The sequence below is a fragment of the Microbacterium sp. AR7-10 genome, assembly GCF_001878835.1.
Taxonomy (GTDB): domain Bacteria; phylum Actinomycetota; class Actinomycetes; order Actinomycetales; family Microbacteriaceae; genus Microbacterium; species Microbacterium commune.
The window spans coordinates 42,357-65,442 of record NZ_MJIR01000045.1 but is presented as its reverse complement, the minus strand read 5'-3'; the positions used below and the strand labels follow the sequence as shown (position 1 = coordinate 65,442).

General features: G+C 69.7%; 21 protein-coding genes. 5 read left to right on the top strand and 16 right to left on the bottom strand.

Annotation, left to right across the window (positions count from 1 at the left end; genetic code table 11):
• Positions 1-10: 10 nt before the first annotated feature.
• The 8 genes from murD to BFN01_RS05965 all read right to left on the bottom strand — a co-directional run bounded on the left by murD (position 11) and on the right by BFN01_RS05965 (position 8,608).
• Positions 11-1,513 carry a UDP-N-acetylmuramoyl-L-alanine--D-glutamate ligase gene (gene murD / locus BFN01_RS06000; protein ID WP_071642533.1) on the bottom strand — a complete coding sequence of 501 codons (1,503 nt, stop codon included), beginning with the start codon at positions 1,511-1,513 and terminating at the stop codon, positions 11-13.
• Positions 1,510-2,610, bottom strand: coding sequence for a phospho-N-acetylmuramoyl-pentapeptide-transferase (mraY, locus tag BFN01_RS05995; RefSeq protein WP_071642531.1), 1,101 nt, complete (start codon positions 2,608-2,610; stop codon positions 1,510-1,512). The genes murD and mraY overlap by 4 nt, the downstream gene beginning before the upstream one ends.
• Entirely contained in the window at positions 2,607-4,019 is a 1,413-nt protein-coding gene (murF, locus tag BFN01_RS05990; RefSeq protein WP_071642529.1) for a UDP-N-acetylmuramoyl-tripeptide--D-alanyl-D-alanine ligase, read from the bottom strand. The genes mraY and murF overlap by 4 nt, the downstream gene beginning before the upstream one ends.
• A 30-nt stretch (positions 4,020-4,049) precedes the next feature.
• Entirely contained in the window at positions 4,050-5,849 is a 1,800-nt protein-coding gene (locus BFN01_RS05985) for a penicillin-binding protein 2 (RefSeq protein ID WP_071642527.1), read from the bottom strand.
• Positions 5,850-5,869: 20 nt separating this feature from the next.
• A complete protein-coding gene (locus BFN01_RS05980) occupies positions 5,870-6,481 on the bottom strand; it encodes a hypothetical protein (protein WP_071642525.1) in 612 nt (203 codons plus the stop codon).
• Positions 6,478-7,416, bottom strand: coding sequence for a 16S rRNA (cytosine(1402)-N(4))-methyltransferase RsmH (gene rsmH, locus BFN01_RS05975; protein ID WP_071642523.1), 939 nt, complete (start codon positions 7,414-7,416; stop codon positions 6,478-6,480). Before rsmH ends, BFN01_RS05980 begins: the two co-directional genes overlap by 4 nt.
• Positions 7,417-7,512: 96 nt before the next feature.
• Entirely contained in the window at positions 7,513-7,944 is a 432-nt protein-coding gene (mraZ, locus tag BFN01_RS05970) for a division/cell wall cluster transcriptional repressor MraZ (RefSeq protein WP_071642521.1), read from the bottom strand.
• Positions 7,945-8,221: 277 nt separating this feature from the next.
• Positions 8,222-8,608, bottom strand: coding sequence for a DUF3040 domain-containing protein (locus BFN01_RS05965; protein WP_071642519.1), 387 nt, complete (start codon positions 8,606-8,608; stop codon positions 8,222-8,224).
• 96 nt (positions 8,609-8,704) lie between these two features.
• Here BFN01_RS05965 and BFN01_RS05960 point away from each other — a divergent pair, with 96 nt between their 5' ends.
• Positions 8,705-9,781, top strand: a complete 1,077-nt coding sequence (locus BFN01_RS05960; RefSeq protein WP_313478192.1) for a polyprenyl synthetase family protein — start codon at positions 8,705-8,707, stop codon at positions 9,779-9,781.
• A 68-nt stretch (positions 9,782-9,849) separates the two neighbouring features.
• Here BFN01_RS05960 and BFN01_RS05955 read toward each other — a convergent pair whose 3' ends face one another.
• A complete protein-coding gene (locus BFN01_RS05955) occupies positions 9,850-10,194 on the bottom strand; it encodes an Rv2175c family DNA-binding protein (protein ID WP_071642517.1) in 345 nt (114 codons plus the stop codon).
• Positions 10,195-10,362: 168 nt separating this feature from the next.
• Between BFN01_RS05955 and BFN01_RS05950 the strand changes: the two genes are divergently transcribed.
• Both BFN01_RS05950 and pknB read left to right on the top strand, forming a co-directional pair.
• Complete coding sequence (locus BFN01_RS05950) at positions 10,363-11,559, top strand: LysM peptidoglycan-binding domain-containing protein (RefSeq protein WP_256221044.1); 1,197 nt, start codon at positions 10,363-10,365, stop codon at positions 11,557-11,559.
• 82 nt (positions 11,560-11,641) lie between these two features.
• Complete coding sequence (gene pknB / locus BFN01_RS05945) at positions 11,642-13,591, top strand: Stk1 family PASTA domain-containing Ser/Thr kinase (RefSeq protein ID WP_071642515.1); 1,950 nt, start codon at positions 11,642-11,644, stop codon at positions 13,589-13,591.
• A gap of 68 nt (positions 13,592-13,659) precedes the next feature.
• On the opposite strand, the gene BFN01_RS05940 is transcribed toward pknB, so the two are convergent.
• Both BFN01_RS05940 and BFN01_RS05935 read right to left on the bottom strand, forming a co-directional pair.
• Positions 13,660-14,997: a class II 3-deoxy-7-phosphoheptulonate synthase gene (locus tag BFN01_RS05940; RefSeq protein ID WP_071642514.1), complete on the bottom strand. Its 1,338-nt coding sequence runs from the start codon at positions 14,995-14,997 to the stop codon at positions 13,660-13,662.
• A gap of 71 nt (positions 14,998-15,068) precedes the next feature.
• A complete protein-coding gene (locus BFN01_RS05935; RefSeq protein WP_071642512.1) occupies positions 15,069-15,767 on the bottom strand; it encodes a 1-acyl-sn-glycerol-3-phosphate acyltransferase in 699 nt (232 codons plus the stop codon).
• 115 nt (positions 15,768-15,882) lie between these two features.
• Here BFN01_RS05935 and BFN01_RS05930 point away from each other — a divergent pair, with 115 nt between their 5' ends.
• The gene (locus BFN01_RS05930) at positions 15,883-17,709 is read left to right on the top strand and encodes a long-chain fatty acid--CoA ligase (protein ID WP_071642510.1); all 1,827 of its coding nucleotides are present in this window, start codon (positions 15,883-15,885) and stop codon (positions 17,707-17,709) included.
• Positions 17,710-17,802: 93 nt separating this feature from the next.
• Here the strand turns inward: BFN01_RS05930 and def are convergent, their stop codons facing one another.
• Together def and BFN01_RS14970 are read right to left on the bottom strand one after the other, a co-directional pair.
• On the bottom strand, positions 17,803-18,294 hold the full coding sequence (gene def / locus BFN01_RS05925; RefSeq protein WP_071642508.1) for a peptide deformylase: 492 nt from the start codon (positions 18,292-18,294) through the stop codon (positions 17,803-17,805).
• Positions 18,294-20,198, bottom strand: coding sequence for a MinD/ParA family protein (locus BFN01_RS14970; protein WP_256221043.1), 1,905 nt, complete (start codon positions 20,196-20,198; stop codon positions 18,294-18,296). Before BFN01_RS14970 ends, def begins: the two co-directional genes overlap by 1 nt.
• A gap of 140 nt (positions 20,199-20,338) precedes the next feature.
• On the opposite strand from BFN01_RS14970, the gene BFN01_RS05915 reads away from it, so the two are divergent.
• Entirely contained in the window at positions 20,339-21,151 is an 813-nt protein-coding gene (locus tag BFN01_RS05915) for a ParA family protein (protein WP_071642505.1), read from the top strand.
• Positions 21,152-21,233: 82 nt separating this feature from the next.
• On the opposite strand, the gene BFN01_RS05910 is transcribed toward BFN01_RS05915, so the two are convergent.
• The 3 genes from BFN01_RS05910 to BFN01_RS05900 all read right to left on the bottom strand — a co-directional run bounded on the left by BFN01_RS05910 (position 21,234) and on the right by BFN01_RS05900 (position 23,051).
• Positions 21,234-21,779: a MerR family transcriptional regulator gene (locus tag BFN01_RS05910; RefSeq protein WP_071642503.1), complete on the bottom strand. Its 546-nt coding sequence runs from the start codon at positions 21,777-21,779 to the stop codon at positions 21,234-21,236.
• 100 nt (positions 21,780-21,879) lie between these two features.
• Entirely contained in the window at positions 21,880-22,569 is a 690-nt protein-coding gene (locus BFN01_RS05905; RefSeq protein WP_071642501.1) for a MerR family transcriptional regulator, read from the bottom strand.
• Positions 22,569-23,051, bottom strand: a complete 483-nt coding sequence (locus tag BFN01_RS05900) for an FHA domain-containing protein (RefSeq protein ID WP_071642499.1) — start codon at positions 23,049-23,051, stop codon at positions 22,569-22,571. The genes BFN01_RS05905 and BFN01_RS05900 overlap by 1 nt, the downstream gene beginning before the upstream one ends.
• Between the last annotated feature and the right edge of the window lie 35 nt (positions 23,052-23,086).

Sequence of the window (23,086 nt, the reverse complement as noted above, 5' to 3'; positions counted from 1 at the left end):
CCCTCTCCGTCTACGTTCCGGATCGCTCGATCCATCCGCGCACCGCCTGTGCGAAGCGCTCTCCTCGGTCCGCGTAACTCGAGAACTGGTCGAAGGATGCCGCGGCGGGGGCCAGCAGCACCGTGCCCTCGCCGTCGATGATCCCGGCCGCCAGTTCCACGACGCGATCCATGACCTCCCCAGTCTCGCCGGGGACGACCTCGAAGACGGGCACCTGCGATGCGTGTCGCTCGAATGCCGCGAGAACCGGAGCGCGCTCCACGCCGATGACGATCGCCGCAGCGGCCGTGCGGCCGGCGTCGGCGACGAGCGCGGCGAGGTCGACGCCCTTCAGGTCGCCGCCGACGACCCACACGGCGCCCGGGTAGGCGCGCAGGGACGAGGCGGCGGCGTGCGGGTTGGTCGCCTTCGAGTCGTCGATCCAGCGGACACCGCGATGCTCGGCGATGACCTGGATGCGGTGCGCGTCCAGGGCGAAGCCCTGCAGAGCGTCGTGGATGTCGGACGGTGCGACGCCGAGCGATCGGGCGAGGGCGGACGCCGCGAGGATGTTCTGCACGATGTGCGGTGCGTCCAGCCCGACCGACCGGAGCTCGGCGACGGTCGTGAGCTCGAGGGCGCTGTGGCGACGATCGTCGTGGAACGCCCTGTCGACCACGATGCCGTCCACGACGCCGAGGTCGCTCGGTCCCGGGGTGCCCAGATCGAACCCGATCGCCCTGGCGCCCTCGATGACATCCGCCTCCTCGACCATGCGCAGGGTCGCGGCGTCGGCCTTGTTGTACACGCAGGCGACCTTCGTGTGGCGGTAGACGAACGACTTCGCCTCGCGATAGGCATCTGCGCTGCCGTGCCACACCAGGTGGTCGTCCGCCAGGTTCAGGCAGACCGCGGCGTGCGGCACGAGCTGCCCGGCCGCCGCCGACTGCCCGATGTACCAGAGCTGATGACTCGACAGCTCGACCACGAGGACGTCGAAGCCGCCGGGGTCGCGCACGGCGTCGAGCACCGGGACGCCGATGTTGCCGCAGGGCGCCGCGCGCAGCCCGCCGGCCTGCAGCAGCGTCGCAGCGAGCTGCGTCGTCGTGGTCTTGCCGTTCGTCCCGGTGATGAGCACCCATTCGGCCGGGGTGCTGTCGGCCCGCAGAACCTTGTCGCGCACCCGCCAGGCCAGCTCGACGTCACCCCAGAGGGCGATGTCGAGCTGCTGCGCCCAGCGGATCACCGGATGCGATGGCGCGAAGCCGGGCGAGGCGAGGACGACATCGGGAGCGAAGTCGCTCAGTGCCGCCGGCACCTCCGACAGCGAGCCGAGTTCCAGGCGCGCGCCGATCACGGGAACGAGGCGGGCGTACTCCTCCGAGGCCTCTTCCGAGAGCACGAGCACATCGGCGCCGAGCTCGGTGAGCGTGTCCGCCGCGGAGAACCCCGTCATCGACAGGCCGAGCACGGCGACGCGCAGCCCCGACCAGTCCGCGTGCCAGCTGGTGAGCGAGTCGAGTCGCGTGCTCATGCCTGGATCAGCCAGTCGACGTAGAAGAGTCCGACGGCGGACACGGCGAGGAGCCCGGCGATGATCCACAGCCGCACGACGATCGTCACCTCGGCCCAGCCGCGCATCTCGAGGTGGTGATGGAACGGACTCATCAGGAACAGGCGCTTGCCGCGGGTGACCTTGAAGTACAGGCGCTGCAGGATGACCGAGCCGGAGGAGATGACGAAGATGCCCGCGATGATGAACAGCAGCAGCTCGGTGCGGGTGAGGATCGCCATCGCCGTCACGACGCCTCCGATGGCCATCGATCCGACGTCGCCCATGAACACCTTCGCCTTGGGCGCGTTCCACCACAGGAACCCGACCAGTCCACCCGCGAACGCGGCCGCGACCGTCGCCAGGTTGAGGGGCTCGCGCACCTCGTAGCATCCGGCCTGCGCCAGCAGCGATCCCACGCACGACTGCTTGAACTGCCAGAACGCGATGAGGCTGTACGCGCCGACGACGAAGACGCCCGCGCCTGCCGCCAGACCGTCGAGCCCGTCGGTCAGGTTCACGCTGTTCGACGTGGCGACGCCGATCACGGCGACCCAGATCAGATAGAGGATCCAGCCCAGCACCGCCCCGAACGCGAACAGGTTGAGCCAGGGGATGTCGCGGAACAGCGAGACGTAGCCGCTGGCGGGATACTGCCCGAGGCGGTTGGGGAAGTTCAGCGCCACGATGCCGAACGGCACGAGCACGAGCAGCTGTCCGACGACCTTGCGCCAGCCCGAGAGCCCGAGACTGCGCTGACTGCGGACCTTCATGTAGTCGTCGACGAATCCGACGACGCCGAAGCCGACCATCAGCCACAGCACGAGGATGGCCGACAGAGCGGGCGTCGTGCCGCCGAACAGGCTGCCGGCGAAGTACCCCACGATCGTGCCGAGGATGAAGATCACGCCGCCCATCGTGGGCGTGCCCCGCTTGGCCTCGTGGCTCGGGTTGGCGATGTCCTCGGGGGTGCGGATGACCTGCCCCCAGCCGATCCGGCGGAAGACCTTGAGGAAGACCGGGGTCAGGAAGAGCGAGAAGGCGAGCGAGATCGCGGTCGCCATCAACAAAGACCTCACGAGAACGATTCTCCCAGACGATCGCCGAGATGGCGGAGCCCGGCGGAGTTGGACGACTTCACGAGCACCCGATCCCCGTCCCGCAGCTCGTGTCTCAGGTACTCGAACGCCGCGTCCTGATCGGGCAGATGCACGGCCTCGCCGTCCCACGAGCCCTCGCCGACAGCCGCGAGGTACAGACGCCTCGCCTCAGGGCCGACGACCACGATCCGCTGGATGTTCAGCCGCACGGCGAGCAGACCGATGCGATCGTGCTCCTCCCCTGCCGTCTCGCCGAGCTCGCTCATCGCGCCGAGCACGGCGACCGTGCGCTCACCGGGCCCGGAGATCTGCGCGAGCGTGCGAAGAGCCGCGGCCATCGAGTCGGGGCTGGCGTTGTACGCGTCGTTGATGATGCGCACGCGGTCGGAGCCCATCGGCTGCATGCGCCAGCGCTCGGCGATCCGCACCGTCTCCAGGCGGCTGATCGAGTCCGCGACCGGCACGCCGAGCACGCGGGCGGCCGCGATCGCGGCGAGGGCGTTGTGCACGTGGTGCGCTCCGAGCACCTGCAGCCGCAGCGGCGTCTCCTCGCCGTCGACGATGATGGCCGCGGTCGTGCCGTCGGACGCCACCTCGATGCGGTCGGCGCGGACCTCGGCATCCGGATGCTGGCCGAAACCGACCACCGACATGCCCCGCTCCTCGGCGATGCGACGCATCGCCCAGACACGCGGGTCGTCGACGTTCAGCACGGCGGTCCCGTCTGCTCGTGCGGCGGAGACCAGCTCGGACTTCGCCAGCGCCGTCTGCTCGATGCCGCCGAATCCTCCGGCGTGCGCCAGACCGACCATCAGCACGACCGAGACGTCCGGCTCGACGAGACCGGCGAGACGCGCGATGCTGCCGCGCCCGGCGGCGCCGAACTCGCTGACCAGGTAGCGCGTGTCAGGGGTCACGCGGAGCATGGTCAGCGGTGCGCCGACCTCGTTGTTGTACGAGCGCACCGGTGCGACCGTCTCGCCCTCATCCGACAGGATGCGCGCGAGGAAGTTCTTCGTCGTCGTCTTGCCGTTCGAACCGGTGATGCCCACGATCCGCAGTCGGCCTGCCGCGCGCACGCGCGCGACCACCTCTCGCGCAAGGTCGGCCAGAGCGGTGACGGCATCGGCGACGACGATCTGCGTGATCGGCGCCTCGACGGGGCGCTCCACGATGGCGAGCACAGCGCCCGCATCGGCGGCGGCCGGCACGAACCGGTGCCCGTCGGTGGTCTCGCCGGGCTTGGCGACGAAGATCGCTCCGGGGGTCATCTCCCTGGAGTCGGTGTCGACGACCCCGTCCACGACGGTGTCAGCCGTGTCGGAGGCGTGCAGGCGCAGCTCACCTCGGAGGATCTCGGCGATCTGACCGAGCGAAAGGGCGATCATGTGGCATCTCCTTGCGCGGCGGAGCGCCGGCTAGTCGAATTTCGGAAGCAGCTCGTCCATGGGCTGCGAAGAGGGAGCGACGCGGTAGGTCTTGAGCACCTGGGTGAGCGCCTTCTGCAGAGCAGGCGCGGTCGCCGCGGACGATGTAATCCTAGTCGGCTCGTCGAGGGTGACCATCACGACGTACTGCGGATCCTCGATCGGAGCGACGCCGAGGATGCTCGTGAAGTACACCCCTGCCTTGTACCCGCCGCGCCCGTCCGGCTTCTGCGCGGTGCCTGTCTTGGACCCGATCCGGTAGCCGGGGACGGCGATGGTGTCGGCGAGCCCGCCCTGCACCGCCACGTTCTCGAGCATGCGACGGACCTGGGAGGCGGTGTCGGCGGAGATGACCTGCTCGCGCTCGGCGCGGGTCCGGTGCACCGTGCCGTCGCTGCCGGTGCAGGATTCGATCAGGCTCAGGCCGATCCGCTCGCCGTCGTTCGCGAGGGTCTGGTAGGCGCGCACCACCTGCGCGGGCGTGACGGTGAACGCCTGACCGAAGGTGGTCGTGTACAGGGTCTGGCTGTCCCAGGTCTGCGGTGCCGCCACCCCGCCCGGCTCCTCCAGATACCAGCCGACATCGGTTTTCTCGCCCACGCCGAACTTCTTCAGGTACTCGTAGCGGGTCTCCGGTGACACCATCGTGCCGAACTTCGACAGCGCCACGTTCGACGAGTCGATGAGCGCGCCGGCGAGGGTGTAGTCGTAGCGGGGGTGCGAGAAGGCGTCGCCGATGTTCGCGCCGTTGGGGAAGCGCTCCCGGCTCTCCGCCGAGACGGTGGTCTCGGGTGTCATGGCCTTCTCCTCCAGCAGCGTCGCCGCGGTGATCGGCTTGAACGTCGATCCGGGTTCGTAGGTGTACGTGAAGATCTGCGAGTTCCACAGCCGGGCCGGCACGCTGTCGACGTCGTTCGGGTCGAGCGCCGGCCACTCCGCCATGGCGCGGATCTTCCCGGTCTTCACCTCGACGACGGTGACCGTGCCGCTCTGGGCGCCCTGCTTCTGCGCCTCTTCGGCGATCATCTGCTGCAGGTACCAGTTCAGGTCGCTGTTGATGGTGAGCTCGACCGTGCCGCCGTCGACGGCGGGCGTGATCTGCTCGCTGCCCGGGATCTTCACACCGCCCTGACCGCTGAGGTAGGTCATCTCGCCGTTCTCGGGCGTGAGGCACTCGTTCGCGATGCGCTCGACGCCGTACTGGGGGGCGCCGGATCCGTCGAGGAAGCCGAGCGTGCTGCCGGCGACCGCTCCGTTCGGGTACACCCGCACCGACCGCGGCTTCATGGCGATGTAGGCGAGACCCTGATCGGCCTTCAGCGAGCGCAGCTCGAGGTACTGCTCGGTGCTCAATCCGCTCGCCAGTTCGAGGTACTGCGAGTCCGGATCCTCTGCGAGCTTCTCGGTGAGGCGCTCGCGCAGGCCGTCGGCGCTGATGCCCGCGATGCGGGCGATGCGCTCGCTGGCCTCATCCCACGCGAGCTTCGGCTTCTTCCGCTCGTCGGTCTGCTCCTCGAACTGGCGGATGAGCACCGGGGACAGCTCGGCGTCGTAGACGAGCACGCTCGAGGCGAGCACGGTGCCCGTGGCGTCGGTGATGTCGCCGCGCGCCCCGGCGATCACCTGGGTCGATCCGAGATTCCCGGTGTTCACCCCCTCGGCGACGTGGTCGTCGGCGTGCACCACCTGGATGTCGACGAGGCGGAACACGAAGGCGCTGAGAACCGTGAGGATCACCGCGAGAGCGACGACAGTGCGTCGGCGCTGTGAACGAGTGGCTCGAGTCGTCATTCGCGTCTCCGTGACGTGGGCTATCGGGTGACGGGGGTGGGGAGGCCGCCGGTGACGACCGGAGGGGCGGCAGGCTCGGACGGGACGACCACGGCGTCAGCTGCGGCGTCGGCGGGGGCGGCGTCGTCCAGAACCGGCACGGTGTCGGCGGCGGGTGGTGGCGGCGGCGGTGCGAGCAGCGCGTTGCCGATCGCGGTTCCCCCGTTCGGGTTGACGGTGGATGCCCAGCTGGCGCTGTCTCCGGCGCCGAGGACCTGCCCGTCGCTGAGACGCAGGTACGACGCGGATCCTGCCACGACGAGCCCCAGGGCATCCGCCTTCTGCGCGAGCGACTGCGGCGAGCTGATGCCGATGAGCTGCTCGTGCAGCGACTGCTTCTGCAGCCCGAGCTCGTGCTGCTGGGTGTTCAGGCCCGCGAGAACGAACGCGTCCTGAGTGGTGGCGAGCGAGATGCCCATCTGCGCGGCACCGATCGCCAGTGCACCGCCGACGGCGAGGGCGGCGTACCCCAGGCGTGGCCGGCGTCTGGGCGCGGGCGCGGTGACCGGGGTCAGCCGCCGCGACGGCTCTGCGCGCGGTGCGTCCACGTGCGGTGCGGGGCGCGGCAGGGCGCGCGCGGTCTGGAGGCTCATGCCGACTCCCTCAGCTTCTCAGCGGCGCGCAGCCGCACGGGTATCGCGCGCGGGTTGCGCGCCTTCTCTTCGTCGCTCGCCAGTTCCGCACCCTTCGTCAGGGCGCGGAAGCGGGGAGCGTGCTCGGGCAGCTCCACGGGGAGGCCGGCGGGCGCCGTCGACCTGGATGCCGCCGCGAACGCCTGCTTGACGAGGCGGTCCTCCAGGGACTGGTACGCCATGACGGCGATCCGGCCGCCGACGACCAGGGCGTCCATCGCCGCGGGGATGGCGTCGGCGAGCACGCTGAGTTCGGAGTTCACCTCGATGCGCAGCGCCTGGAAGACGCGCTTGGCGGGGTGCCCGGCGCGCTGCGCCGCTGCGGGCGTGGCGGCGACGAGCAGGTCGACCAGCTCACCGGAACGGGTGAGCGGATGCTCTTCCCTGGCCGCCACGATGAACCGCGCGTACCGGCCGGCGAGCTTCTCCTCGCCGAAGCGCTCGAAGATGCGTCGCAGCTGCCCCTCGCTGTACTCGGCGAGGATGGTCGCCGCGGTGCGCCCCTTCGTCTGGTCCATCCGCATGTCGAGCGGTGCATCCTTCGAGTACGCGAAGCCGCGCTCCGCCTCGTCGAGCTGCAGCGAGGAGACGCCGAGGTCGAACAGGATCGCCGAGGCGCCCTGCGCGTGCAGGCCGATCTCGTCGTAGACGGTGTGCACGAGCGTGACGCGATCGCCGAAGGGCGCCAGCCGTTCGCCCGCGATCCGGAGGGCGTCGGTGTCGCGGTCGAGTCCGATCAGGCGGATGCCGGGAAAGCGCTCCAGGAACGCCTCGGAGTGCCCTCCCATGCCGAGCGTGGCGTCGACGAGCACCGCGCCGTCCTGCTGCAGCGCCGGTGCGAGCAGCTCGATGCAGCGCTCCAGCAGCACGGGTGTGTGGATGTCGCGGATGCTCATGATGTTCTCCCGTGACCTCCGGCTCTGATTCCTCTCCGCTCGACCCGGCACCGGGGAAGTGTGTCGGGGCGGAGCGGCGAGGCATCACAGCCGTGGTCAGAACAAGCCGGGAATCACCTCCTGTTCCAGATCGGCGTAGGACTCTTCGTTGCTCTCGAGATAGTCGTTCCAGGCGGCGGCGTCCCAGATCTCGGCGTGGGCGCCGACTCCGGTCACGACCAGCTCCTTCTCCAGACCCGCGTACTGACGCAGGTGGGCCGGGATGGTGATGCGGTTCTGGCTGTCGGGCATCTCGGCGCTGGCTCCGGAGAGGAACATGCGCAGGAAGCTGCGCGCCTGCTTGTCGGTGAGCGGGGCCTGACGGATCCGCTCGTGCTTGGCCTCGAACTCGGCGGTGCTGAACACGTACAGGCATCGCTCCTGCCCGCGGGTGACCACGATGCCGCCGGCGAGGTCCTCGCGGAACTTCGCAGGAAGGATGACACGGCCCTTGTCGTCCAGCTTCGGCGTGTGAGTACCCAGCAGCACCGGTCATCACCCCCTCTGCGTCCGGCCAACCCGAGGTGCGCACCACTTTACTCCACTTCGCTCCACTTTCCTACGAGAATTCGGCGCGGTACGCGTCGGGGTTCGCCCGCCCGCGCGCGCAGCGCCCGTCATTCCGGCGAAGTGAGCGGGTGGAGCGCGGTGGAGGCTGAGTGGAGGGGTCGGGGCGGGCGGTGGACCGGACGCCGTCACGAAGGCATGAAAAAACCCGGATGCTCGGCATCCGGGTCTCTCGGGGGGTCAGGGTCGACGGTGCGACTCAGCGGTCGTCCTGCCGCCGATCCCAGCGGTCGTTCATGCGATCCATGAACGAGGAGTCGCGCGGCTTCGCACTGCGAGTGCTCGTCGGCGCGGGGGCCTGCGCGGTGCGGCGCACCGGCGTGAACGCGAGGATCGCACCGCCCAGCATGGCGAGGAAGGCGACGACGCCGAGGATGATGCTGCCGACGACACCGAGCTGTTCACCTGCGGCGACTGCGGCGACGAGACCGCCGATGCCCGCGAGCAGCAGCAGAGCGCCGTAGACCAGATTCCGGTAGCTGAGAGCCCGGTCGCCGGACGGCGCGGTGACGACATCGGCATCGTGCTGGAGGAGATGGCGTTCCATCTCATCGAGCATGCGCTGCTCTTGTTCGGAAAGAGGCATGTCCAACCCCCTCGGTTCGGTCATCCCAGTCTACCCGCGCGCGACGCGGTCGGCTAGCCGAGCGGCGCCCGATTGTCTGCATCTAGGCTGGGAATCGTGTCTTCCTCCCTCGTCATCGACGCCGTCACAGCGAGACTCGACCGATTCGTGCAGAGCATCCGCTCGCAGAGCGCGGAGTACGGACCCGACGCCGAGCTGTTCCTGGACGCCGCCGTCGCCACGCTGCAGGGCGGAAAGCGTCTCCGCGCGCGCTTCGCGCATGCCGGCTGGCTCGCAGCCGCCGGCGAGAGCACGACGGCGGACCCCGCGCTGTGGGGTCTCGGCGCGGCGCTGGAGGTCTTCCAGTCCGCGGCCCTCGTGCACGATGACCTGATCGACAACTCCGACACGCGCCGTGGGCGCCCTGCCTCGCATCGCGCGCTGGAAGCCGCGCATCGCGAAGCCGGCTGGCACGGCGACGCCGAGACCTTCGGCCGCGCGACGGCGGTGCTGCTCGGCGACCTCCTCGTCGCCTGGAGCGACGATCTGCTCGAGGAGTGCCTCGCCGGGCATCCGCACGCCGCGCCCACCCGCGCCGAGTACGCCCGCATGCGGCGCGACGTCACCGTCGGCCAGATGCTGGACGTGACCGAGGAGTCGGCCTGGGGCGTCAACCCGCCGGCCTCGCTCATCGAACGGGCGCTGCGCGTGGCAGCGCTCAAGTCCGCGCGCTACAGCGTCGAGCAGCCGATCCTCCTCGGCGCGACCCTCGGCGGCGCGGACGGGCGGCTGCTCACGCAGCTGCGCGCGTTCGGGCATCCGGTCGGCATGGCCTTCCAGCTGCGGGACGACGTGCTCGGCGTCTTCGGCGATCCCGCCGTCACGGGCAAGCCCGCGGGCGACGATCTTCGCGAGGGCAAGCGCACCGCGCTCATCGCGATCGCGCGCGAGGCGCTGACTGCGGATGCCCGCGCTCATCTCGATGCGCGCATCGGCGATCCCGACCTCAGCGCCGACGAGGTCGCTCGTCTGCAGGAGCTGATCCACGAGACGGGCGCGGCAGCGCGCGTCGAGCAGATGATCTCCGACTACAGCGATGCGGCCGTGCGAGCGCTCCGCGACGCGGATCTGAACGAGACCGCGGCGCGGACGCTGCAGGGTCTGGCCGAGGCCGCGATCACCCGGTCTGCCTGAGCCGCTCCGGCAGCCCGGTCGGGCTGCACGCAGCCGTCATGCGGGCACGCCGCCGGATGGACGGGCCCTCAGGCGAGGGTTCGGGCCACGCGGCGGACCTCGCTCTTGTGCCCGGCGAGAAGCGCGGCGATCGGCGAGCGACCGAGCGTCTCCTCCTCCGCGAGCAGCCAGTCGATGATCTCGTCGTCCGAGAACGAGGCGTCCTGCAGTGCCATGATCGTGCCGCGCAGCGACGGCAGCGGCCGGCCCTCGACGACGAACACGGCGGGCACCGCGAACGAGCCGTGCCGACGCGAGCCGATCAGGTAGTGCTCGTCGAGCAGACGGCGGACGCGGCCAGGCGTCTCGTGAAGCGCCTCGGCGAGCTCGGGAATCGTCAGCCAGGCGGAGGGATCAGCAGCGTTCTCAGACACCCTCCCACTATCTCATCCGCAGCCGACCGCGGCGTCTCAGATCACATGAACCACGCGAGTCACACTGTTCCCATCTGTTGACATCCGTTTACATGCGTGTCAGCGTTTCTGTGGATCGAAGCGCCTCTGGGAACCGGGCGCACCTGGGGACCACGGGAGAGAGACGACATGAACATGACCAACCCGCGCACCGCGGCCGTGCGGATCGCGGCACCGGCCGTCGTCGTCGGCACCCTGGCGGCCGCCCTCACCGCCGCGCCCGCCGGCGCCGCGGAGGTCCGCTCCGCCGCGGCGGCGAGCCACGCGCCGAGCGTGCGCACCGTGCCGACCGCCGCCAGCGCACCGCGCACCGTCGTCCGCCCTGTCGTCGCGCGGCCGTCCGACTACACGATCCGACCGGGTGACACCGTCTCGTCGGTGGCCGCGAGACACGGTGTCGCCACAGCCGACCTGCTCGCCTGGAACGGCCTGGGCTGGCGATCGGTGATCTTCCCCGGCCAGAAGCTGCGCCTCTCCCCCGCATCAGCACCGTCGACCACCGCACCGCCGGCTGCCGCGCCGGCCGCCACGCACACGGTCGTGCCCGGAGACACCGTGTTCGCCATCGCGAAGCGATACGGCACGACGGTCTCGGCGATCATGTCGATCAACGGCATCGCCGGCTCGGCCATCATCACCCCGGGCCAGACGCTGCGCGTCGCCGCCGGCTCGACACCGGCCCCCGCGCCCGTCTCCGCCGTGGCGCCCGCCGCTCCGCCCGCTGCCGCGGCGCCCGCCTCGCACACCGTCGCCTCGGGCGACACCCTCTTCGCGATCGCCCGGAAGTACGCCACGAGCGTCTCTCACCTGCTGCAGGTGAACGGCCTCGGCGAGGGCAGCATCATCTACCCGGGACAGGCGCTTCGGCTCACCGCCCCGGCGCCGGCCGCGGCGGCGACGGCACCGCAGCGCTCGGCTGCGCTGGATGCCACCCAGACCGCGCATGCGGCGCACATCGTCCGCATCGGACGCGAGCTCGGCGTGCCCGATCGCGGCATCGCGATCGCGCTGGCCACGGCGATGGTCGAGTCGTCGATGCGCAACCTCGACCACGGCGACCGCGACTCCCTCGGCCTGTTCCAGCAGCGCCCGAGTCAGGGGTGGGGCACGACGGCGCAGGCGCTGGATGCCGACCGCAGCATCCGCGTGTTCTACGGCGGCGCCGCCGACCCCAACGGCTCCGCGACCCGGGGGCTGCTCGACATCCCGGGGTGGCAGGACATGCCGTTCACCGCTGCCGCCCAGGCCGTGCAGGTGTCGGCGTACCCGGATCGCTACCGAATGTGGGAGCGGCAGGCGAATCAGTGGCTCGCCGCGCTGCGATGACGCGCCCATCGTCACCGGATCGAAACCCGCCTGCGGTGCGCCGTTGCCTGTTCACCCAGCCTGTTCTTCATAGACTCGACCTGTGAACACTCCGCAGGCCGACCCGCTCATCGGGCGGCTTGTCGACGGCAGGTATCGTGTTCGCGCGCGGATCGCCCGTGGTGGCATGGCGACCGTCTACGTGGCCACCGACATGCGTCTCGAGCGGCGCATCGCGCTCAAGGTGATGCACGCGCATCTCAGCGACGACTCGGCGTTCCAGAGCCGTTTCATCCAAGAGGCCAGAGCCGCCGCGCGGCTGGCCGATCCGCACGTCGTGAACGTGTTCGACCAGGGTCAGGACGGCGAGCTCGCCTACCTGGTGATGGAGTACCTGCCCGGCATCACCCTGCGCGAGCTGATGCGCGAGCAGAAGCGGCTCACGATCACGCAGACGATCACCATCATGGACGCGATCCTCTCTGGTCTCGCCGCCGCCCACGCCGCCGGGATCGTGCACCGCGATGTGAAGCCCGAGAATGTCCTGCTGGCCGAGGACGGCCGCATCAAGATCGGCGACTTCGGACTGGCCAGGGCGACGACGGCGAACACGGCCACCGGCGCCCAGCTGCTCGGCACGATCGCCTACCTCGCCCCCGAGCTCGTGACCCGCGGCACGGCGGACGCGCGCAGCGACATCTACGCCCTCGGCATCATGCTGTACGAGATGCTCGTCGGCGAGCAGCCGTACAAGGGCGAGCAGCCGATGCAGATCGCCTTCCAGCACGCCACCGAGCAGGTACCGCGACCGAGCGCGCGCAACCCGTCGGTTCCCGAGCCGCTCGACGAGCTGGTGCTCTGGGCCACGGAGAAGTCCCCCGATGATCGTCCCCTCGACGCGAAGGCGATGCTCACGCGACTGCGCGAGATCGAGCGCGAGATCGGCGTCGCCCCCGCCCCCACCGCGACCGATGCGCCGGCACGCGAATACGACTCCGGATCGGTCACGAAGATCCTGCCGGGCACCGCGCTGCTGCCGACCCCCGTCGAGGAGACGGAGGAGTCGGTCGACAACGCCACCCGGCTGCGTCGCCGGACCGCACGTCGCCGCTCCACCGGCGCGGCGCTGCTCACCGTCGTGCTGCTGCTCGCGGTGCTCGCGGGAGGTGTCGGATGGTGGTTCGGATCCGGCCCCGGCTCGCTCATCGCCGTTCCGACTGTCGCGGGGATGACCTACGAGGACGCCGCTGCCGCGGTCACCTCCGAGGGGCTCGTTCCCGAGCGGGCCGAGAAGTCGTCGATCGACGTCGACGCGGGGCTCATCATCGAATCCGCGCCCGGCGAAGGCGAGCGGGTCGAGAAGGACAGCACGGTGACGCTGGTCGTCTCGACCGGCCCCGCCAGGCACGACCTGCCGGCTCTGCGCGGCAAGAGCGCCGACGAGGTGCGCGCCATCCTCACCGAGAACGGCGTGAACGTCGCGGATGACGTCGAGGAGTACTTCGACGAGCTCGGGAAGGACCTGGTCCTCAATGTGCGCGTCACTCCGCGCGACCAGGGCGAGGCGTACGCCTGCGCCGACGGCTGCGAGGTGTTCGAGGACGACACGGCGCTCATCCAGCTCTCGCTCGGCCCGGTTCCCGACGTCACCGGGCGACCCGTCGACGAGGCGGTGCGCCAGCTCGAGGACGCCCGCCTGCAGGTCGCAGACGAGCGCCCGGAGGACTGGAGCGACTCGGTCGCCAGGGGGTCGGTCATCGCCCAGAGCGCCGAGCGTGCAGACGGAGGCCCCTGGCGCCCCGGCGACACCGTGACGCTGACCGTCTCGAAGGGACCGCAGCCGCTGCCGATCCCCGATGTGAAGGGCAAGACCGTGCGGCAGGCGGTCGACGCGCTGCAGAGCGCCGGGTTCAAGGTGAATCCCACGATCGAGGACATCGAGCTGCCCCTCGGCGGCAAGTACTGGGACGTCTACAAGGTGTGCAGCTACGACCCGAACGGCAGCGCCGCGCGCGGCACGACGGTGACGCTCACGCCCGGGTTCTTCTGCTGACCGGACGTCTCCCGACATGACGAGAGCGGCCGCCCGNNCGGGCGGCCGCTCTCGTCATGCTCGCGGGCTCAGCGCTTCTCGAGCTCCTCCGCGACGAGGAAGGCCAGCTCGAGACTCTGCATGTGGTTCAGACGAGGGTCGCACAGGCTCTCGTAGCGGGTCGCGAGGCCGGCCTCATCGATCTGCTCCGAGCCGCCGAGGCACTCGGTGACGTCATCGCCGGTGAGTTCGACGTGGATGCCACCGGGGAACGTGCCCACCGCGCGGTGCGCCTCGAAGAAGCCGCGGACCTCGTCGACGACGTCGTCGAAGCGCCGCGTCTTGTAGCCGCTGGGCGTGGTGATGCCGTTGCCGTGCATGGGGTCGGTGACCCAGAGCGGCACGGCTCCGGAGTCCTTGACCGCCTCGAGCAGCGGCGGAAGGGCATCCCGGATCTTTCCCGCACCCATCCGCGTGATGAAGGTGAGCCGGCCCGGCTCGCGATTCGGGTCGAGCTTGTCGATCAGCGCGAGCGCGGTGTCGGGAGTCGTCGTCGGGCCGAGCTTCACGCCGATGGGGTTGCGGATGCGCGAGAAGTAGTCGACATGCGCGCCGTCGAGCTCACGCGTGCGCTCCCCCACCCAGAGGAAGTGCGCCGACGTGTTGTACGGAGTGCCCGTGCGCGAGTCGATGCGGGTCATCGGGCTCTCGTAGTCCATCAGCAGACCCTCATGGCCCGTGAAGAACTCGACGCGCCTGAGCTCCTCGAAGTCGGCGCCGGCCGCCTCCATGAACTTGATCGCCCGGTCGATCTCGGCGGCCATCCGCTCGTAGCGCTGGTTCGCCGGGTTCTGCGCGAAGCCCTTGTTCCACGAGTGCACCTCGCGGAGGTCGGCGAAACCACCCTGCGTGAACGCACGGATCAGGTTCAGGGTCGACGCCGCCATGTGGTAGCCCTGCAGCAGCCGACCGGGGTCGGCCTGGCGCGAGTTCTCGGTGAAGTCGTAGCCGTTGACGATGTCACCGCGGTACGCGGGCAGCGTGACCTCGCCCCGGGTCTCGGTGTCGCTGGAGCGCGGCTTGGCGAACTGACCGGCCATGCGGCCCATCTTCACGACCGGCATCGACGCACCGTAGGTGAGCACGACCGCCATCTGCAGCACGGTCTTGATCCGGTTGCGGATCTGGTCTGCGGTGGCACCGGCGAACGTCTCGGCGCAGTCGCCTCCCTGCAGCAGGAAGGCGTTTCCGGATGCGGCGCGGGCGAGCCGCGCGCGCAGGTTGTCGACCTCACCCGCGAACACCAGCGGCGGGAGCGACGCGAGCTGGGTCGACACCTCGGCGACTCGCTCGGCGTCGGGCCACTGCGGCTGCTGCTTGATGGGAAGGGATCGCCACGCGTCGAGTTCGGGGTGCGAGGGAAGCATGTCCTCAAGCTTAGTGTCCGCTGACAGCGCCGATCGGCCCTGTGACGAGCGGGCGGCTGAACCGCCGGAGGTCAGGGACGCCCGGGTGCGCCCGGTGGCAGACGATCCTTCACGGTGGAGGCGTACACGTCGTCGTAGCGCTGTGCACCCAGGCGCTGCAGCGCGATCATGATCTCGTCGGTCACGGACCTGAGGATGTAGCGGTCGTTCTCCATGCCCTCATAGCGCGAGAAGTCCAGCGGTTCGCCGATCACGATGCCGACGCGCATGATGTTGGGGATCCGCTGGCCGATCGGCATGGCCGTGTCGGTGTCGACCATGACCACCGGGATCACCGGGACCTTCGCCTCCAGCGCCATGCGCGCGATCCCGGTCCGCCCGCGGTAGAGGCGCCCGTCAGGACTGCGGGTTCCCTCGGGATAGATCCCGAGCAGATCGCCGCGGCCGAGGATCTGCAGGCCGGTGTTGAGCGAGGCCTCGGATGCCTTGCCTCCGGAGCGGTCGATCGGGATCTGGCCCGTGCCCTTCATGAAGAGCCTGGTCGCCCAGCCCTTCGGACCGCGGCCGGTGAAGTAGTCGCTCTTGGCCAGGAACGACATGGGCCGGTCGATGAGCAGCGGCAGGAAGATCGAGTCGGCGAAGGACAGATGATTGCTCGCCAGAATGGCCGCGCCGCTGGTGGGGACGTTGTCACGCCCCACGATCCAGGGTCGGAAGATCGCCTTGACCAGCGGACCGATCGCGATGTACTTCATCAGCCAGTAGAACATCGTGGGAAGTCTAGCGCCGAGGCGACATCGGCGACCGAGTTTCTCTCAATCTGCGACTGAGTCTCATGGCATAGACTTCAGGGACACCCGTCCGATCGGTGCCGAAGGAGCTGCCGTGGCCCAGTTCGAAGTCCCCGCAATCGTCCCTGCCGACCCGGAGGGGAACGTCAGCGATCTGCTCGCCGAGCGGGTGAAGAAGACCCCCGATCTCGCGCTGTTCAGCGTGCCCGAGGGCGACGGATGGCGCGACATCTCCGCGAAGGATTTCGAGACCGCGGTGATCGCTCTGGCCAAGGGGTTCGTCGCCGCCGGCATCCAGCCAGGCGAGAAGATCGGCTTCATCGCGAAGACGACCTACGACTGGACCCTCATCGACTTCGCGCTGTTCTACGCCGGCGCCGTGATGGTCCCCATCTACGAGACGAGCTCCCCCGCGCAGATCCAGTGGATCATGGAGGACTCCGGAGCGACCGCGCTGATCGTCGAGTCCGCCGAGCACTTCACGCGTGCAGACGAGGTGCGCGGCGATCTGCCGCTCGTGCGCGAGATCTGGCAGCTGCACCTCGGCGCGATCGACACCCTCACCGCACGCGGGGCCGAGGTCGATGACGCCGAGATCGAGCGCCGTCGCGGCATCGCCGTGGGCTCCGACATCGCCACGCTGATCTACACGTCGGGCTCGACCGGGCGCCCGAAGGGCTGCGTGCTGACGCACAGCAACTTCGTCGAGCTCTCGCGCAACTCCGCGAAGGCCCTCGACGAGGTCGTCTCGGCACCGGGCGCCTCGACGCTGCTGTTCATCACGACCGCGCACGTGTTCGCGCGGTTCATCTCGATTCTCGCCGTGCACTCCGGTGTGCGCACCGGGCACCAGCCCGACACGAAGCAGCTGCTCCCCGCGCTGGGCTCGTTCAAGCCGACCTTCCTGCTCGCGGTGCCCCGCGTGTTCGAGAAGGTCTACAACTCCGCCGAGCAGAAGGCGGAGGCCGGAGGCAAGGGCAAGATCTTCCGTGCCGCGGCTGCAGCGGCCATCGAGCACTCCACCCTGCTCGAGGAGGGCAAGCCGATCCCGTTCGGCCTGCGGATGAAGTTCGCCCTCTTCAACAAGCTCGTCTACAGCAAGCTGCGCGAGGCGATGGGCGGCAACGTGTCCTACGCCGTGTCCGGCTCGGCTCCTCTCGGCGCCCGACTCGGTCACTTCTTCCACAGCCTCGGTGTGGTGATCCTCGAGGGCTACGGCCTGACCGAGACGACCGCGCCCGCGACGGTGAACCTCGCTCACAAGTCGAAGATCGGCACGGTGGGCCCGGCCCTTCCCGGTGTGGGCGTGCGCCTCGCCGACGACGGTGAGATCGAGGTCAGGGGCATCAACGTCTTCAAGGAGTACTGGAACAACCCCGAGGCGACCGCGGCCGCGTTCGACGACGGCTGGTTCCGCACCGGCGATCTCGGCAGCTTCGACTCCGAGGGCTTCCTGACCATCACCGGCCGCAAGAAGGAGATCATCGTCACGGCCGGCGGCAAGAACGTCGCGCCGGCCATGCTCGAGGACCCCATCCGCTCGAACCCGATCGTCGGTCAGGTCGTCGTGCTCGGCGATCAGAAGCCGTTCATCTCAGCCCTGGTCACGCTCGACAGCGAGATGCTGCCCACCTGGCTGGCGAACAACGGGCTCCCGGCAGACATGTCGCTGAGCGAGGCGAGCCGCCACCCCGCCGTCCGCGACGAGGTGCAGCGAGCGGTCGACCGCGCCAACAAGACGGTCTCCCGCGCCGAGTCGATCCGCAAGTTCATCATCCTCCCCGTGGAGTGGACCGAGGCGAGCGGGCATCTGACCCCGAAGATGTCGATCAAGCGCAACGTCATCCTCGACGACTTCGCCGACGCGGTCACCGAAATCTACGACGCTCCGGTGCAGACGACCACCACTCCGCTCGGCTGAGCACACGACGAAGGGCCCGCGCACCGCGCGGGCCCTTCGTGTTCGTGGAGATGCCCGTCGAGAACGGGGTGCACCCGCCGGAGGCGTGCGGGGTCAGAACCAGTCGCTCTCGCGCACCTGACGCATGGCCAGCTTGCGGGTCTCCCCCTCCAGCCGGCTCAGGTAGACGCGCCCGTCGAGGTGGTCCGTCTCGTGCTGCAGCGCCTGCGCGAGCAGGCCATCCCCCTCGAGCACCACCGGTTCGCCGTCGAGGTCGATTCCCTCGACACGGGCCCACGGATGGCGCGGGGTGTCGTGCCACAGACCGGGTACCGACAGGCATCCCTCGCCCGTCGGCACGGCCTCGCCGCGCACCTCGGTGAGCACGGGATTGATGACGTAGCCGATCTCACCGTCGACGTTGTAGCTGAAGGCGCGCAGGGCGAAGCCGATCTGATTCGCCGCCACGCCGGCGCGACCGGGGAGCTCGACGGTGTCGATCAGGTCGGCGATCAGCGCGCGCACCCCGTCGTCGATGTCGCCGATCGGCTCGCAGACGGTGCGCAGCACGGGGTCGCCGTACAGCCGGATCTCGCGGACGGTCATCAGGCCGCCTTCTCCCGCAGGCCCTCGACGAGGACAGCGGCGATCTCGCGAGCCGCCCGCCGGGTGGCCGGCTGCAGGCTGCCGAAGTCGATCGCGCCTCCCCCGGCGATCTGCGGGTCGTACGGGATGCGCAGCACGTGCGCGGCGCGGGAGGAGAAGTGCGCCTCGAGCTCGTCGAGGCGCACCAGCGGCGCACCGGGGTTCGACTGGTTCAGCACGACGATCGCCTCGCGGGCGAGTGCGGCGTGGCCGTTCGCCTCGAGCCAGGTGATGGTCTCGGATGCCAGTCGCGCCTCGTCGACGCTCAGCCCCGACACGATGACCAGCTGGTCGGCGAGGTCGAGGGTGGCGTTCATCACGGAGTGCACGATGCCGGTGCCGGAGTCGGTGAGCACCAGCGAGTAGTACTGCGCGGCGACAGCGGCGACATCGCGGTAGTCGACGTCGCCGAATGCCTCGGAGACATGCGGGTCGGCGTCGGATGCGAGCACGTCGAGGCGGGTCTCGTCGCGCGCGACGAGGGCCGAGACGTCGTGGAACCCGCGGATGTCGCGCTGCGCGCGCACGAGGTCGCGGACGGACCTGGTGTGCGAGCCCACCACGCGCTCGGCGAGGGTGCCGCGATCGGGATTGGCGTCGACGGCGATGACGCGGTCATCGCGCGCGTCTGCCAGCGCCATGCCGAGCAGCGCGGTGACGGTCGTCTTGCCCACGCCGCCCTTGCGGGAGAGGACGGGCACGAAGCGCGCGGTGCCGGCGAGCGGCGCGGCGATCCGAGCGCTCAGCTGCTTGCGCTCGCGTGCCGTGCGGCTGTCGCCGACGTTGATGCGGCCGCCGGAGAGGGAGTAGAGCAGGTGGCTCCAGGTGCCCTCGGGCTCGGGCTTGGCGACGCGCGCGGGGTCGAGCAGCCGGTCTGCGGTGAGCAGGTCGGCGCTCTCGCTGGTGGCCGCGGCACCGAGGTCGTCGAGACGCTTCGAGGTCAGTGCGACCTCGGCCGGCTGTGGCGCAGCCGACCGCGGCGCAGGTGCAGGTGCAGGGACAGCCACGGGATCGGCCTCCGCGGCGGGTTCGGGGAGTCGGGGCGGTTCGACCCGGGCGGGCGGGCTCGCCGGCGCCGGAGCGGGGAGGCCGGAATCCGCACTCTCCTGTTCGACGTCGATGATGTCCGCACTCAGGTCGATGAGGCCGTCGTCGGCGTCGTCATCGTCATCGTCGTGGACGTGGTCGGCATCGTCGACGTCTTCGTCTTCTTCGTCGTCATCGTCGTCGACGTTGTCATCGTCATCATCGTCGTCGTCATCGTCATCATCGTCGTCGTCATCGTCATCATCGTCGTCGTGATCGTCATCATCATCGTCATCGTCGTCATCGTCGTCGTCATCGTCGTCGTCGTCATCGTCATCGTCGACGTCGTCGCTCCCGACGGCGATGACGCTCACATCAGGCTCAAGAGCCTCGGACGCGGCCTCGGCCTCCGCATCCGCCTCGGTCTCGGAGACCTGCTCGTCGATGATCTCCGCGACGATCGCGGCCTCATCCGCTGCAGGCGACTCCGACTCGGCGCCGCCTGGCGCCTCCGGAGCTGCGGCCGGGAGGTCTTCGGCCGGCAGCTCGATGATCACGTCCGGCGCGTCCTGCTGGATCCGCGCGAGCACCTCGGCGTCGGCGACGGCCGACGTGTCGATGATCAGGTCGGCGACCACCGCGGCCACCTCGCCGCCGACGACCTCGTCATCCACGGCCTCGTCGTCGGCGGCGTCGTCGTACCCGCCGGTGGGGAGGATGACGTCGACGTGCGCGGTGCTGCCGATCAGGCCGATTCCCGTGGTGTCCGATGACGGGGTGTCGTCGAGGACACCCAGCGAGTCGTCATCCTCGGAATCGACGTTGTTCTTCGGGTTCACGGTTCACTCCCAGCTCGCGCCCCTGTGGGCGCCCGACAAGGTTAGTGCTCCCGCATGATCGCGAGCAAAAGGGCGCCCGGTGCGAACGCACCGCCCGATGCTGAGCGCCGCCCGAAGGAGCGCACGGTAACGTGTAGGACGTGCACGTACTCAGCGTCAGCTCCCTCAAGGGAGGCGTCGGCAAGACGACCGTGACTCTCGGTCTCGCCTCCGCCGCCTTCGCCCGTGGCATCCGGACCCTCGTCGTCGACCTCGACCCGCAGTCCGATGTGTCCACCGGCATGGACCTCCAGATCGCCGGACGGCTGAACATCGCCGACGTCCTCGGCAACCCCAAGGAGAAGGTGGTGCGCCAGGCGATCACCACCAGCGGGTGGGCGAAGGTGCACCCCGGCACGATCGACGTGCTCATCGGCAGCCCCTCCGCCATCAACTTCGACGGCCCGCACCCGAGCGTGCGGGACGTCTGGAAGCTGGAAGAGGCGCTCGCGACCGTCGAGAGCGAGTACGACCTCGTGCTCATCGACTGCGCCCCGTCGCTGAACGCACTCACGCGCACCGCATGGGCCGCCAGCGACCGCGTGATGGTCGTGACCGAGCCGGGTCTCTTCTCGGTCGCCGCGGCCGACCGCGCCCTGCGCGCCATCGAGGAGATCCGTCGCGGCCTCTCACCCCGCCTGCAGCCGCTCGGGATCGTCGTGAACCGCGTGCGTCCGCAGTCGATCGAGCACCAGTTCCGCATCAAGGAGCTGCGCGACATGTTCGGTCCGCTCGTGCTCTCGCCCCAGCTGCCCGAGCGCACGTCGCTGCAGCAGGCGCAGGGTGCCGCGAAGCCGCTGCACATCTGGCCAGGAGACTCCGCGCAGGAGCTCGCGGCCGACTTCGACGCGCTGCTCGACCGCGTCATCCGCACCGGCCGCGTGCCTGTGCCCGAAGGCGGCGCGACGGCCTGAGCACCGCACCTGCGCACAAGAGAGAAGCCGCCCCTCGGGGCGGCTTTCTTCGTCTGTGCCCGGGATCTTCCGGGGCTGGTGCTCAGGCGGTGCGCTTGGAACGGCGGGCCGCGAGCTCGTCGACGGGGTCGGGAGCCGTCGGGTCGAATTCGACGAGCGTCGACTCGACCTCGCGCAGCACCTTGCCGACCGCGATGCCGAACACGCCCTGCCCGCGGCTGACGAGGTCGATGACCTCATCGTTCGACGTGCACAGGTAGACCGAGGCGCCGTCGCTCATCAGCGTGGTTCCGGCGAGATCCCGGATGCCCGCTGCGCGGAGCTGCTCGACCGCGGTGCGGATCTGCTGCAGGGAGATCCCGGTGTCGAGAAGTCGCTTGACGAGCTTGAGGACGAGGATGTCGCGGAAGCCGTACAGCCGCTGCGAACCGGAGCCGGAGGCGCCGCGCACGGTCGGGACGACCAGCTCGGTGCGCGCCCAGTAGTCGAGCTGGCGGTACGTGATGCCCGCAGCTCGAGCGGCGACCGCACCGCGGTAGCCGACCTCGTCGTCCATCGCCGGCAGACCGTCGGTGAACAGAAGCTCGGTCACGAACCGCGGGTCGCCTGCACGCCCATCCGCACTCATATTCTGTCCCTCCTGAACGGCTTATTCCCCACGGTAGAGCAGGACCCCTGCCCCGGCAATGACATCCGACCCGCGGGGGAGGTGTGTCGCAACCCGTTCGTTACGTAAGCACACGCTCGAGCGATTGCGCGACGAGCTGACGTCGCACCTCGTCGATGTGCGAGGCGAGTTCGGGGGCGAGCTCTGCCGCTCTGCCGCGCGATGCGGCATCGGTGCGGCGCAGCAGCGTCGACAGCGCCGACTCGATCAGCGCCGCCTCGCGCTCGGCGTTCTGACGCATGCTGCGCAGGTGACGCGGTTCGATGCCGTGCCGCGCGAGCGCCACCAGCCCGGACAGCATCGTGGCCGCCTGGTCGGTGTAGTGCTCGGCTCCCACGATCAGTCCCGCGCTGATGGCGTCGTTGAGCAGCTGCGGCGTCGCGCCGGTGTGCAGCAACAGCTCGTCGCGTCGACGGCGTCGGGCCGCCGGGGAGATCGACGGAGGGGCGATGCTGCCCCACCCTTCGCCCTTCGCCTCGGCTTCGTCGAGCTGCTCGCGGATCACGCTGAGCGGCAGGTAGTGGTCGCGCTGCAGGGTGAGCCCGGCTCGCAGACGCTCGACGTCGGAGGCCGAGAACTTCCGGTAGCCGGACTCCGTGCGCGACGGGGTGACGATGCCCTGCACCTCGAGGAAGCGGAGCTTGCTGGAGGTGAGCTGCGGGAACTCGGGGGTGAGGCGGGCGAGAACCTGACCGATGCTCAGGAGACCCGGCGATGCGGAGCGGTCCCTGGCGGCGCCGGCCGCCGCCATCAGTCGGTCGCCGTCGCGAGATCGATCGGCGACGCGAAGAAGTTCATCCGGAACTTGCCGATGCGCAGTTCGTAGCCGTTGGCCAGCTCGCTGCGATCGACCCGCTCCCCGTTGACATAGGTGCCGTTCAGCGAGCGCTGATCGACGATCTCGAACGCCGTTCCCGAGCGGGTGATCTCGGCGTGACGGCGCGAGACGGTGACGTCGTCGAAGAAGATGTCCGCCTCGGGGTGTCGCCCGACGGTGGTCACATCGGAGTCGAGCAGGTAGCGCGCACCCGCCAGCGCACCGGCGCGCACGAGCAGCAGCGCGGACCCGGAAGGCAGTGCGGAGATCGCTGCCGCCTCGGGCTCGGTGAGGTCGGCGCCGAAGGGCACGAAGGAGAGATCGGAGTCATGTCCGAACGTCTGTGTCACGTCGTGGCGCTTCTCGCCGCTGCTGCGGTGGATCGCGCCTCCGGCGCCGATGCTGTCGTCTGTCACGGTTCTCCCTCCTCCGGCATTCCAGACTATCTGAT